Source organism: Umezawaea sp. (genome assembly GCF_057122925.1).
Map to the genome: position 1 here is coordinate 1 of NZ_DBNGPQ010000091.1, position 12,301 is coordinate 12,301.

Sequence of the window (12,301 nt, forward strand, 5' to 3'; positions counted from 1 at the left end):
TCGGGACCAGCGACGCCACCGCACCGTTCCAGGGGTTTTGGAAGGCTCACCCTCCCCAACCACCCCCCGCTTTCTCAATCCTCATGTCCCGTTTCCCTTGTCAAGGCATCTTTCCAGCCTTGACAAGGGAAACGGGACATGGAGACACTGAACCGAGCGGGGGGAGTTCACCGCACCGCCTCACCCCACCCGTGCCCCAACCGCGTCAGTCCTATCGCGACGGTGCTCTCCGCTCCGACCACCCCAGCTCCAACGACCGGGCCAACCCCGGCGCCCCGACCCGCAGCACCGCCATCATCTCCGCGAACGTCACCACGTCCACGCTCATACCGGGGACCCGGTCGCGTCCAGGAACCGGGCGACCCTGGCGGGCAACCCGGCCACACCGCCGCCCACCAGCGGCGACCCGACCCCCACGGCCACCGCCCCGGCCTCCAGGTAGGCCGCGGCTTCGGCGACCCCCACCCCACCCACGGGCACGAACGGCACGTCCGGGAACGGCGCCCGCAGGGCCGCCAGGTACCCAACCCCACCCAGCGACGCCGGGAACAGCTTCACCGCATCAGCCCCGAACCCCAACGCCGTCTCCACCTCGGTAGGCGTCAACGCCCCCGCCAGGACCGGCAAGCCGGCCGCCACCGACGCCCGCACGGCGACCGTCGTGGCCGGGCTGACGGCGAACGTCGCACCGGCCGCCACGGCGTCGTCGACATCGCCGGGCGTTCGGATCGTGCCGACCCCCAGCCAGCCGCCCTCCGGGACCTCCGACGCCAGGTCCGCGATCACCTCCAGGGCGTCCGGGCTGGTCAAGGACACCTCCACCAGCCTCACGCCGGACTCGAACAGCACGCGCACGACCGCGCGCGCCTCGTCGCCCCGGACGATGGCCACCAACCGGTGGGTCGTCAGGGCCGTCGTGAAGCTCACCATTCCGCCACGCTCCCCTCGTCGTGCCGCCACGGCGGCGGCTGGTCTCCACCGATACTGCGCAACCGGCTGGCCCGAGGCCATCAAGTGGTACAGACCATTGACAAGGAGGGTGGTGGTTCAGCAGGCTGCGAACGGGGGATCGGCCCGACCGAGGAGGACGACGTGGAAACCCAAGCGTTCCGGGGAAGCCGATGGCGTCGGGTGGGCCGAGCCCTCGCGGCGGCGGCGCTCGTCGTCAGCGGGACGGTCGTGTGGACGGTCGGTGCCCAGACCCCGAACGTCGCCCAGGCCGCCGAACCCCTGAAGAGCATCGTGCCCGCACCCGTGTCGGTGCAGGCCGCGGCGGGTGTCACGCACACGCTGACCAGCACGTCGAAGATCTACACGCAGGCGGGTGACGCGCAGGCGCGCGCGGTCGGCGACTACCTCGCCGGTGTCCTGCGCCGGTCGACCGGTTTCGCCCTCCCCGTCTCCGACGCCTCCGGCACCCCGGCCGACGGCATCTCGCTGCTGCTCACCGGCGCCAGCGCGAGCGTCGGCGAGCAGGGCTACCAGCTCGACGTCACCGCCTCCACCGTCGTGCTGAGGGCCACCAGGGCGGCGGGGCTCTTCGGCGGCGTCCAGACCCTGCGCCAACTGCTCCCCGCGAAGGTCGAGGCCTCCACCGTCCAAACCGGACCGTGGACCCTGCCCGGCACCGCCATCCTCGACCACCCGCGCTTCGAGCACCGCGGCGCGATGCTCGACGTCGCCCGCCACTTCCACCCCGTCGCGTCGGTGAAGAAGTACCTCGACCAGCTCGCCCTGTACAAGGTCAACTACTTCCACCTGCACCTGACCGACGACCAGGGCTGGCGCATCGCGATCGACAGCTGGCCCAGGCTCACCGCGGTCGGCGGCAGCACCCAGGTCGGCGGCGGCGCGGGCGGCTTCTACACCAAGGCCCAGTACCAGGAGATCGTCGCCCACGCGGCCTCCCGGTTCATCACCGTGATCCCCGAGGTCGACCTCCCCGGCCACACCAACGCCGCGCTGGCGTCGTACGCGGAGCTGAACTGCAACGGCGTCGCGCCCGCGCTGCGCACGGACACGGCCGTCGGCTACAGCTCGCTCTGCGTCTCGAAGGCCGTGACCTACCAGTTCGTCGAGGACGTGATCCGCGAGATCGCCGCCATCACGCCCGGCCCGTACTTCCACATCGGCGGCGACGAGGCCCAGGCCACCAGCGAGGCCGACTACCAGACGTTCATGGACAAGACCCTGCCCCTGGTGAAGAAGTACGGCAAGCAGGCCATGGGCTGGCACGAGTTCGTCCGCACCACCACCGACACCGGTGCCGTCCCGCAGTTCTGGGGCACCACCACGTCCAACGCCTCGGTGGCCGCCGCGGTGGCCCGCGGCAACAAGGTCCTGATGTCCCCGGCCAACAAGGCCTACCTGGACATGAAGTACAACGCGAGCACCCCGCTCGGTCTGGAGTGGGCGGGCCGCATCGAGGTCCAGGACGCCTACGGCTGGAACCCCGGCGCCTACCTGAACGGCGTGGGCGAATCCGCCGTCCGCGGCGTCGAAGCTCCACTGTGGACCGAAACGATCGTCACCTCGGCGGACATCGAGTTCATGGCCTTCCCGAGGCTGGCGGCCATCGCCGAACTCGGCTGGTCGCCGTGGTCCACGCACAACTGGGACCAGTTCAAGCTCCGCCTGGCCGCCCAGGGCCCGAGGTGGTCGGCCCAGGGCATCAACTTCTACCGCTCCACCCAGGTCCCCTGGGAAACCACCACGACGACGACCACCACCACGACCACCACGACCACCCCACCGGGCACCTGCCCGGCGGCCTGGGACCGCGCGAAGGTCTACACCGCGACCAACGTCGTCTCCCACAACACCCGCAGGTGGACGGCCCAGTGGTGGACGCAGGGCGAGGAGCCCGGCACCACCGGCGAGTGGGGGGTGTGGCGCGACAGCGGCGCCTGCTGAGCCCGCGGCCGTGAGCGGCCCCCCGAACCGCTCACGGCCGCTTCCCCCCGGTGGTGAGATGGGACGCATGACGCGCATCGAGATCGACGGCCGCCCGGCCACCACCGACACCCTCGCGCACCCGGCGACGTCCACCACGGGCAACTTCACCGCCGTGCAGGTCCGGGACCGCAAGGTCCGCGGTCTCGACCTCCACCTGGTCAGACTGCGAGCGGCATCGCGCGAGATGTTCGACCGAGACCTGGACACGGACCTGGTCCTGGCCCACGTCCGCCACGCCCTCTCGGACGACGTGGTCGACGCCTCCCTGCGCGTCTACGTGTTCCAGCCAGAGGACGAGCTGTCCATCATGGTCACCGTCAACCCGCCCGGCGAGCCCCCCAGCACCCCACAACGCCTGCGCTCGGTCCCGTACACCCGGCCGTTCCCGCACCTCAAGCACCTGGGCGGCTTCGCGCAGGCCCACCACGCCACCCTGGCCCGCCGAGACGGCTACGACGACGCACTGCTGGTAACCCCGGAGGGACTGGTCACCGAGGGCACCACCACCAACATCGGTTTCTTCCAGGGCGACACGGTCGTCTGGCCAGACGCCCCACTCCTGCTGGGCGTCACCATGCAACTGATCAACGCCGCACTACCAACCCCACCACGCCTGGCCGAGATCCACCTGGAAGACCTACCGCAGTTCGACGCCGCGTTCCTCACCAACGCCAGGGGAATCGTCCCGGTGAGCGCGGTGGACGACCTGGAGTTCCCCGTGGACCAACATCGCCACAAAAAACTGGCAGACGCCTACAACACCACCCCGTGGACCAGCCCATAACCACAAACAGGCAGCGAGGGCCTTCTCGAACCACGGCCATTTCACGCGGGGACCCGCCCCCCACCTTGTTGATCGGTTAGGCCAACGCCTCTGCCCGCAAGCCCGATCAAGCGGCAAATCTAGAAGCCCCCGAGTCACATCGGCCGATCCGCTGGAACCGACAGCTACCGAGCATCCCCACAAGCCGCGGCCCGCTCCAACAGCAGGGCCTTCTCCCGCCCGTTCCGGGTGAGCCCGGCAGCCCGCTCGAACTCCCCCCGAGCCTCCCCCAACCGCCCCAACTTCATCAGGAAATCCCCCCGCACGCTGGGCAGCAGGTGGTACTTCTCCAACGCCCCCACCGCCACCAGCTCATCCACCAACTCCAGCCCGGCGGCAGGCCCGAAAGCCATGGACACGGCCACGGCCCGGTTCAACTCCACCACGGGTGAGGGCATGATCTCCCCCAACACGTCATACAGATCAGCTATCCGCCCCCATTCCGTCTCCTCGGCGGTACGGGCCCGCGCATGACAGGCGGCGATGGCCGCCTGCACCGCGTAGGGCCCACCCCCGCCCAGCTCCTCGGCCCGCGCCAGAGCCGCCAACCCCCGCCGGATCAGCACGTGGTCCCACCGCCCTCGGTCCTGGTCGAGCAGCAGCACCGGCCGCCCGTCCGCGTCCACCCGCGCGGCCGACCGGGACGCCTGGATCTCCATCAGCGCCACCAGCCCGTGCACCTCGGCGGCATCCGGCACCAGCCCGGCCAGCACCCGCCCCAGCCGCAACGCCTCGTTGCACAGCGACGGCCGCAGCCAGTCGTCCCCCGCGGTGGCCGAGTACCCCTCGTTGAACACCAGGTACACGACCTCCAACACCGACGACAGCCGGGAGGCCCACTCCGACCGGGTGGGCACCTCGAACGGCACCTCGGCCTTCGCGAGCGTCTTCTTGGCCCGCACGATCCGCTGCGCGACGGTCGCCTCGGAGGTCAGGAACGCGCGGGCGATCTCGTCGGTCGACAGCCCGCCCAGCAGCCGCAGCGTGAGGGCGACCCGCGCCTCCGTCGACAGCACGGGGTGGCACGACACGAACACCAGCCGCAGCAGGTCGTCGTCGATCTCGGGCGCGTCCTCGACCTCCGGCGCGGCCCCGAGCGGGTCCAGCTCGTGCCCCAGGACCTCGACCTTCTTGCGGAGGTTCTGCTCCCGCCGGATGAGGTCGATGGCCCGCCTCTTCCCGGCGGTCATCAACCAGGCGCCGGGGTTGCGCGGGACACCCTCGACCGGCCACTGCTCCAGAGCGGCCAGCAGGGCGTCCTGCGCAAGCTCCTCGGCGAGCCCGACGTCCCGCACGAGCCTCGCGAGCCCGGCGATGACGCGAGCAGATTCGATCCTCCAGACCGCGTCGACCGCGCGGTGAGCCTCCGAAGCCGTCACAGCCACTGACTACCAGCACCCGCGACGACCACGCAAACGACCTCGGGGCCGGAAGCCGCCCCGGCCGCCCTACTGCCCCAGCTGCTCCCGCAGCGCGTCCTCGGCCGCCCGCAGCTCCGGCGTGAACTCGTCGCCGAAGTCGGACGCCTCGAACACCTGCCGGATCTCGACCACCGAGTCCTCACCCTCGAACACGGGCATCCGCTTGACCCACTCGACGGCCTCGTCGCGCGACTTCACGTCGAGCAGCCAGAAGCCCGCGATCAGCTCCTTGGTCTCGGTGAACGGCCCGTCGACCACGGTCTTCTGGTCGCCCTTGAGGTGCACGCGAGCACCCCTGGAGCTGGGGTGCAGACCCTCACCGGCCAGCATCACACCGGCCTTGACCAGCTCCTCGTTGAACTTGCCCATGGCCGTGAGCTGCTCCTCGGTCGGCATGACGCCCGCCTCGGTCTTCTCGTCGGCCTTGATGATCACCATGAAACGCACGACTGCTCCCAGGTTGTCGGTGGCCGGGCCTTCTCCCTGCCCACACCACTGCGTCGAACGGGAGCGACCCGGATCGACACGTCCGCCGGATTTTCTTCAAGAACTTTTCGCACACCGCTGACCTGCGAAAACGCCAACGGCCGGATCGCGGTGAGGCGATCCGGCCGTTGGCGGCTGTCAGTAGCCGGGCCTGGAGGCGTTCTTCGCCTTGCGCACGGCGCTGTCGATCTGGTGGTGGTACTTCCCCTTGGTCTGCCGGTCGAGGAACGTCCCCGCCTGGTCGGCGAGTCTGCTCACCTTCTCGGGGTTCTTCTGGGCGTACTTCTTGGCCGCGGCAGCCGCCGTGGCGAGTACCGCGAGCTTGCGCATCATGGCCATCCGCTCATCCCTTCGACGTCCCTCCAACGTCCGGGGGTGCCGCGAAGGTTCCCCGAGCGGTCCGCGTCACGCCCGCTCGACCAGCGCGGCCAGCCCGTCCAGCACCCGCGCCAGCCCGAACCCGTAGGCGAACTCGGGCGAGTAGGCGGCCCCGTGCTCGGCCCCGGCCGCCGATCCCACCCGCGTGGCCAGCGGGTAGACCGCCGGGTCGAGCACCCGGTCCAGCAGCGGCGCGTTGACCGCCCACCACTCCGCCTCGCTGAGCGAACTCTCGGCCGCGGCGGCGACCGAGTCGGCGGCCGACCGGGCCCAGGCCTGCACGAAGCTCAGCAGGTGGGTGAGGGCCGCGTCCACCTCCACGTCGGACAGCCCCAGCCCGTCCAGCGCGGCCAGCTCGTGCTCGTACTTCCCCATCTGCCCCGGCCCGAGCAGCGGGCGGACGGTCGACACGGAGGCGGCCCAGGGGTGGGTCTCGAACAGCCGCCGGTTCTCCGCCGCGACGGCCGTGACCCGCTCGCGCCACGGCCGCCCCTCGGTGGAGGTCCGCGACATCCGCCCGTAGGCGGCGTCGAGCATCAGGTCGAGCAGCTCCGCCTTCCCCGGCACGTACGTGTAGAGCGTCATCGCCACGACCCCCAGCGCCGAGGCGACCTTCCGCATGGTGAGCGCCTCCAGCCCCGAGGTGTCGGCCAGCGAGGTGGCCGCCTCGACGACGGCGTCGACGGTCAGCCCCTGGCGGGGTCCGCGCCGGGGAACGGCCGCCGGTTCGCGCCAGAGCAGCTGGAGGGTCCGCGCGGGGTCGCCCGCGCTGGTTCGTTCGTCGGCCACGTGCATCCTTACTTTTTACAGCGTACAATGTACAACGTATAGAGAAAAGGAGCGCCAGTGCAGATCACCGCGTCCGCCGTGTCCCTGAACGTCGACGACGTCCCCGCCTCCGCCAGCTTCCTCACCGACCACTTCGGCTTCCACGAGGTCATGGCGGCCGACGGCTTCGCCTCCCTCACCAGGGACGACGCGCACCTCAACGTCGTCTTCCTGCGCCGGGGGCTGCCGACCCTCCCCGAGGACCAGCGGGACGTGCACGCCACGGGCCTCATCCTCGCGTTCGAAGTGACCGACCTGGAGGGCGAACTCGCCCGCCTCCAGGAGGAGGGTGTCACGATCACCATGCCCCTCACCTCCGAGGAGTGGGGCGAGCGCGCCTTCCAGGTGCGCGACCCCAACGGCGTGATCGTGCAGCTCGTGGACTGGAAGGCCTGACCCCCCAGCCCGTCCCACAGCGCCGGCACCGGGGCAGCCGACCCGCCGCCCCGGTGCCGGGCGGTCGTCCGCGCGGAGCCAGAACCACGGGTCGCCGCCGATCAACCGCTCCGGGGTGCCGCCGCCCGCGGTGAGGAAGTACCAGCGGTAGCCTGCGGTGCGCGAACGCGGCGGGCAGCGGCACGCTCACGGCCCCACGAACCCCAGCAGCGCCCGCGTGAACGACGCGGTGGTCGCGGTCCCCCCGAGGTCGGGCGTGCGCACGTCGGTCTTCGCCAGCACGGCCGCGACCGCCGCCTCCACCTCGGCCGCGGCCTCGGCGTGCCCGAGGTGGTCGAGCATCATCGCGGCCGTCCACACCGCTCCGATCGGGTTCGCGATCCCGCGCCCGGCGATGTCCGGCGCCGACCCGTGCACCGGCTCGAACATCGACGGGAACTCCCGCTCCGGGTTGACGTTCGCGGCGGGCGCGATCCCGATGCCGCCCGCGACCGCCGCCGCCAGGTCGCTCAGGATGTCGCCGAACAGGTTCGACCCGACCACCACGTCGAACCGCGCCGGGTCCAGCACGAACTTCGCGCACAGCGCGTCGATGTGCTCCTGGTCCCAGCGGACGTCCGGGTGCAGGGCTCCCCGTTCGGCCACCAGCTCGTCCCAGAACGGCAGGGTGTGCACGATCCCGTTCGACTTCGTCGCCGACGTCACGTACCCGCGGCGGGTCCCGGCCAGCTCGAACGCGTGGTCGAGCACGCGGGTCACGCCCGCGCGGGTGAACACCGACTCCTGCACGGCCATCTCCTCGGGGAAGCCGCGGTTGAGCCGCCCGCCGATCTCGCTGTACTCGCCCTCGACGTTCTCCCGCACCACCACGAAGTCGACCTCGCCGGGCCGAGCGCCGCGGACCGGGCTCTCCAGGCCCTCGAACACCCGGATCGGCCGGAGGTTCACGTACTGGCGGAACCGGCGGCGGATCGGGATCAGCAGGCCCCACAGCGAGACGTGGTCCGGCACGCCGGGCTGCCCGACCGCGCCGAGGAAGATCGCGTCGTGGCCGCGGACCAGGTCGAGCCCGTCGGCGGGCATCATCGCGCCCTCGCGCAGGTACCGCTCGCAGGACCAGTCGAACTCGTCGTAGTCGAACGAGACGCCGTGGCGCGCGCCGACCGCGTCCAGCACCGCGCACGCGGCGGGGACGACCTCGCGGCCGATGCCGTCGCCGGGGACGAGGGCGATCCGGTGGGTGGTCATGCCCCGATGGCACCACCTCGACGGGGCTCCCGTCCAAGACGTGAACCCGGTCGTCGAGATAGGCGGTGCCTATCGGACGCCGCGGGCCGCGGCCAGGAACGCCTCGGCGGCGGGTGACAGCTCCTGGCGGCGCCAGACCAGCGCGAGGTGCAGGTGGGCGGGCGGTTCCAGGTCGAGCACGAGCGCGCCCGCCTGCCGGGCGAGCGGAGCCCACGAGTCGGCGAGCACGGCGACGCCCACCCCGCCGAGCACCAGCGGCAGGATCGCCTCCCGGTGCTCCGACTCGACGACCGCCGTCAGCTCCACGCCGTCCGCGCGGATGTCCTCGACCAGCCCGCGCATGCCCGTGCCGACCTGGCCGACGACCAGCCGCTGCCCGGCCAGGTCCTCCCGCCGCACGACCCCGCCGTCGGGCACGGGCCAGTCCGGCGGCGCGACCAGCACGAACCGCTGCGTCCCGACGTCCTCCAGCACGACGCCCGCCGACCTCACCGGCTCGCTGCGCGCCAGCAGCCCCACCTCGGTCACGCCGGTCCGCACCATCTCCACCACCGCGTCCGCCGTCGCCGCCGCCCTGATCACGACGGACAGGCCGGGGTGGCGCGCGGTGAACGCCCCGACCATCGAGCTCAGCGGTTCCACGGCCTGCGACGGCATCGCGGCGACCTCCACCCACCCGCTCTCCAGGTCCGCCGCCGCGTCCACGGTCGAGCGGGCCACCGCGAGCAGGCGCACCACCTGGCGGGCGGGTTCGACCAGCGCGTGCCCGGCCTGCGTCAGCACGAGCCGCCGCCCGACGCGGTGGAACAGGGCGTGGCCGAGGTCCCGCTCCAGCGCGCGGATCGACTGGGAGAGCGAGGGTTGCGCGACGAACAGCGCCTGCGCGGCCCTGCGCACCCCGCCGTGGTCCACGACGGCGAGGAAGTGCTCCAGCTGCCGTGCGTCCATGCCCGACCCTAACCGCCAGTTGGCGGGTGATCTCCGCCGCGTGGCACTGTCGGCGGCGCCGCCGTCGGCCCGACGATGGTGGCGGTGGTCACGCCGGGGTGGCCCCGAGCACCGGAGGAGACACCGATGACGACCACTGGGTCCGACTCGACCCGCGTCGGCCCGCCGCCGCCGTTCGACCCCGAACTGGCCGCCGCGCTCGAAACGATGACGGAGCTGCCCAGCTCGATCACCGCCGACCTCATCCCCGTCATGCGCGCGGGGATGATCGGGCGCGACGCGACCACCGAGGAGCTGCGGCGCGGCGGCGCGTTCGAGGTGTCCGAGCGGCCCGTGCCGGGGCCGCACGGCGACATCCCCCTGCTGGTCCTCCGGCCGGCGGGCACGACCGGCCTGGTCGGAGCGGTCTACTGGATCCACGGCGGCGGCATGGTCATGGGCTCCAACCGCGGCGCCGACTCGACCAAGGCGTTCGACCTGGCGCACGAGCTGGGGCTGGCCGTCGTGTCGGTGGACTACCGGCTCGCGCCCGAGCACCCGCACCCGGTGCCGGTGGAGGAGTGCTACGCCGGTCTGGTGTGGACGGTCGAGCACGCCGAGGAGCTGGGCGTCGACCCCGAGCGGATCGTGATCGGCGGCGCCAGCGCGGGTGGCGGTCTCGCCGCGGCGACGACGCTGATGGCCCGCGACCTCGGCGGTCCCGCCCTGGCCGCGCAGCTCCTGTTCTGCCCGATGCTGGACGACCGCAACGAGTCGGCGTCGGGCAGGCAGATGGTCGGCCTCGGCATCTGGGACCGCACCTCGAACGACACCGGTTGGACGGCCCTGCTCGGGGACGAGCGCGGCGGCCCGGACGTGTCGCCGTACGCCGCGCCCGCGCGGGCCACCGACCTCTCCGGCCTGCCCCCGACCTACCTCGACGTCGGCTCCGCGGAGACCTTCCGCGACGAGGTCGTCGCGTACGCGTCCGCGATCTGGGCGGCGGGCGGCGACGCCGAGCTGCACGTGTGGCCCGGCGGCTTCCACGGGTTCGAGCTGCTCGCCCCTGAGTCGCAGCTCTCCAGGGCCGCGGGCGGACCTCGGGGCCCCTGGCTGCGACGCGTGCTCGGGCTCTGACCCGGTGGCACGATGAAGAGGTGGAAGACCTCGTCGGCAGGCTGAGCGCGCTCGATCCCGACGCGGGCGCCGCGGTCAAGGTGATCGCCTACTTCGACCGGCTGGTCGAGGGCCGGGCCGGACTCGAACCCGTCGTCCGGGGAGCGGCCGTCCTCACCGGCTGCGCCGCCCGGCTGGTCGACTCCGATCGCGGCGTCGACCTCCGGGTGGACGGGACCGGAGCCGTCCGGCCGTCCGACGGCCCACCGGACCCGAGCTGGCTCAACGCCCCGCTGCACCCCGGCGGCCCGCCCGCGCTGTGGCTCGAACGCGCGGGGCCCGCGGGTCCGGTCGAGGCGATGGTCCTCGAACGGGCCCTGTCCGCGGCCCGCGGTGCCCTGTCCCGCACCAGGGGCCCGGCACCCGCGGACGACGTGGCCGCCGTGCTGGACGCGGCGGTCGCCGAACCGGCGAGGCGGCGCGCCGCCCGCAGGCTCGGCCTCGGTCCCGCGGCCAGGGCGGTCGCGCTGGACGGCGGCCGGGCCGGGGTCCTGGCCGCCGACCAGACCGTCGCGGCGACCAGGGCCGGCGTCGGCCCGCTCGTGCCCGTGGAGGACCTGCCGTCGTCGTGGGCGGCAGCGCGCACCGCGCTGCGCTTCGCCGCCGCCGGGACCGAGCAGGACCCCGGTCCCGGTGTGGTGCACGCCGACCAGCTCGGCGGGCTGGCCGTGCTCGCCGCCGCCGTGGGCCCCGGCGCGGAACCGGTTCCGGACGTCCGCGACCTCGAACGCGCCCGGTCCACCGCGCCGTGGGCGCTGGCCACGCTCGTCGCCGTGGCCACCTCCTCCAGCCTGCGCACGGCCGCCGCCACCCTGGTCGTGCACCACTCCACGCTCCAGGACCGGCTCACCCACGTGGAGGAGCTGCTCGGGTGGTCCGTCCGCGATCCGGCGGGACGCTTGCGCCTGCAACTGGCCATTGCCTTGCGCCGCTTGCACAACCACCACTGACGACGACCCGAGTGGACGATCGGCGGCGGCGGGCGCCCCTGGCCTGAACAGCGGTGACCAATAGGTACAGCAAGCGTTTGCAGGCTCTAGCATGAATTCCGTGGGCGAGACGACTGGACTTCGGGACAGGGCAAGGCGCGCCATGCGCGCCGAAGTCGCCGTGGTGGCGTTGGACCTGTTCGCGGAGCGGGGGTTCGACGGCACGACGGTCGACGACATCGCGCGTGCCGCGGGCATGTCGCGCACGAGCTTCTTCCGTTACTTCCCCACGAAGGAGGACGTCGTACTGGGGCATCTCGACGAACTCGGCCACCTGGTCGCCCGCGCCCTCGCCGACCGGCCCGCCGGGGAAGACCCGTGGGACACCTTGCACTTCGGGTTCCGCGCCGCCTACGCGAGCGACAAGAACGCGCCGGGGCGGCCGTTGGGCCGGATGCTGCTGGACACGCCGTCGCTCAAGGCCCGCCAGCAGGAGAAGCAGTCGCGCTGGCAGGACCTGTTCATCCCCGAGATCGCCGCCAGGCTGGGCATCTCCGACGATCCCCGCGACCCGCGGCCGAGGGCGCTGGTCGCGGCCGGGCTCGGCTGCCTCGACGCCGCGTTCCAGGCGTGGACTGCCACCGACGGCGCCGCCGACATGTCCGACTTCATCGACCGCGCCTTCGAGGTCGTGGCCGCCCGGCGCGACTAGCGCGGAACGGTCCTCAGTGGAC

At 72.4% G+C, this 12,301-nt stretch carries 13 protein-coding genes; 6 read left to right on the forward strand and 7 right to left on the reverse strand.

Annotation, left to right across the window (positions count from 1 at the left end; all coding sequences use genetic code 11):
* Positions 1-324 precede the first annotated feature (324 nt).
* On the reverse strand, positions 325-930 hold the full coding sequence (locus AC156L_RS20020; protein ID WP_330874053.1) for a bifunctional 4-hydroxy-2-oxoglutarate aldolase/2-dehydro-3-deoxy-phosphogluconate aldolase: 606 nt from the start codon (positions 928-930) through the stop codon (positions 325-327).
* 201 nt (positions 931-1,131) lie between these two features.
* Between AC156L_RS20020 and AC156L_RS20025 the strand changes: the two genes are divergently transcribed.
* Together AC156L_RS20025 and AC156L_RS20030 are read left to right on the forward strand one after the other, a co-directional pair.
* Positions 1,132-2,913: a family 20 glycosylhydrolase gene (locus AC156L_RS20025; RefSeq protein ID WP_484407159.1), complete on the forward strand. Its 1,782-nt coding sequence runs from the start codon at positions 1,132-1,134 to the stop codon at positions 2,911-2,913.
* Positions 2,914-2,980: 67 nt separating this feature from the next.
* A complete protein-coding gene (locus AC156L_RS20030) occupies positions 2,981-3,739 on the forward strand; it encodes an aminotransferase class IV (RefSeq protein WP_330874052.1) in 759 nt (252 codons plus the stop codon).
* 164 nt (positions 3,740-3,903) lie between these two features.
* Here the strand turns inward: AC156L_RS20030 and AC156L_RS20035 are convergent, their stop codons facing one another.
* From AC156L_RS20035 to AC156L_RS20050, 4 genes are all read right to left on the reverse strand, one after another.
* Positions 3,904-5,157, reverse strand: coding sequence for an RNA polymerase sigma factor (locus AC156L_RS20035; protein ID WP_330874051.1), 1,254 nt, complete (start codon positions 5,155-5,157; stop codon positions 3,904-3,906).
* Between the two features lie 69 nt (positions 5,158-5,226).
* Entirely contained in the window at positions 5,227-5,646 is a 420-nt protein-coding gene (locus tag AC156L_RS20040; RefSeq protein ID WP_330874050.1) for a YciI family protein, read from the reverse strand.
* A gap of 177 nt (positions 5,647-5,823) precedes the next feature.
* Complete coding sequence (locus tag AC156L_RS20045; RefSeq protein ID WP_330874049.1) at positions 5,824-6,024, reverse strand: antitoxin; 201 nt, start codon at positions 6,022-6,024, stop codon at positions 5,824-5,826.
* Between the two features lie 66 nt (positions 6,025-6,090).
* On the reverse strand, positions 6,091-6,852 hold the full coding sequence (locus AC156L_RS20050) for a TetR/AcrR family transcriptional regulator (RefSeq protein WP_330874048.1): 762 nt from the start codon (positions 6,850-6,852) through the stop codon (positions 6,091-6,093).
* A gap of 57 nt (positions 6,853-6,909) precedes the next feature.
* Here AC156L_RS20050 and AC156L_RS20055 point away from each other — a divergent pair, with 57 nt between their 5' ends.
* Entirely contained in the window at positions 6,910-7,287 is a 378-nt protein-coding gene (locus AC156L_RS20055; RefSeq protein ID WP_330874047.1) for a VOC family protein, read from the forward strand.
* Positions 7,288-7,473: 186 nt separating this feature from the next.
* Here the strand turns inward: AC156L_RS20055 and AC156L_RS20060 are convergent, their stop codons facing one another.
* Together AC156L_RS20060 and AC156L_RS20065 are read right to left on the reverse strand one after the other, a co-directional pair.
* A complete protein-coding gene (locus AC156L_RS20060; protein ID WP_330874046.1) occupies positions 7,474-8,535 on the reverse strand; it encodes a tartrate dehydrogenase in 1,062 nt (353 codons plus the stop codon).
* A 69-nt stretch (positions 8,536-8,604) separates the two neighbouring features.
* Positions 8,605-9,483 carry a LysR family transcriptional regulator gene (locus AC156L_RS20065; RefSeq protein WP_330874045.1) on the reverse strand — a complete coding sequence of 293 codons (879 nt, stop codon included), beginning with the start codon at positions 9,481-9,483 and terminating at the stop codon, positions 8,605-8,607.
* Between the two features lie 126 nt (positions 9,484-9,609).
* Here AC156L_RS20065 and AC156L_RS20070 point away from each other — a divergent pair, with 126 nt between their 5' ends.
* The 3 genes from AC156L_RS20070 (at position 9,610) to AC156L_RS20080 (ending at position 12,279) form a co-directional block, all read left to right on the forward strand.
* Positions 9,610-10,599, forward strand: coding sequence for an alpha/beta hydrolase (locus AC156L_RS20070; RefSeq protein ID WP_330874044.1), 990 nt, complete (start codon positions 9,610-9,612; stop codon positions 10,597-10,599).
* 20 nt (positions 10,600-10,619) lie between these two features.
* Positions 10,620-11,588 (forward strand): helix-turn-helix domain-containing protein, encoded by a 969-nt coding sequence (locus AC156L_RS20075; RefSeq protein WP_330874043.1) that lies wholly within the window; start codon positions 10,620-10,622, stop codon positions 11,586-11,588.
* A 142-nt stretch (positions 11,589-11,730) separates the two neighbouring features.
* On the forward strand, positions 11,731-12,279 hold the full coding sequence (locus tag AC156L_RS20080) for a TetR family transcriptional regulator (protein ID WP_330874042.1): 549 nt from the start codon (positions 11,731-11,733) through the stop codon (positions 12,277-12,279).
* Positions 12,280-12,301 lie beyond the last annotated feature (22 nt).

Coding starts and splice junctions, on each gene's coding strand:
- AC156L_RS20060 (WP_330874046.1), bottom strand. CDS start 8,535: ATGACCACCCACCGGATCGCCCTCGTCCCCGGCGACGGCATCGGCCGC.
- AC156L_RS20020 (WP_330874053.1), bottom strand. CDS start 930: ATGGTGAGCTTCACGACGGCCCTGACGACCCACCGGTTGGTGGCCATC.
- AC156L_RS20070 (WP_330874044.1), top strand. CDS start 9,610: ATGACGACCACTGGGTCCGACTCGACCCGCGTCGGCCCGCCGCCGCCG.
- AC156L_RS20045 (WP_330874049.1), bottom strand. CDS start 6,024: ATGGCCATGATGCGCAAGCTCGCGGTACTCGCCACGGCGGCTGCCGCG.
- AC156L_RS20065 (WP_330874045.1), bottom strand. CDS start 9,483: ATGGACGCACGGCAGCTGGAGCACTTCCTCGCCGTCGTGGACCACGGC.
- AC156L_RS20030 (WP_330874052.1), top strand. CDS start 2,981: ATGACGCGCATCGAGATCGACGGCCGCCCGGCCACCACCGACACCCTC.
- AC156L_RS20080 (WP_330874042.1), top strand. CDS start 11,731: ATGCGCGCCGAAGTCGCCGTGGTGGCGTTGGACCTGTTCGCGGAGCGG.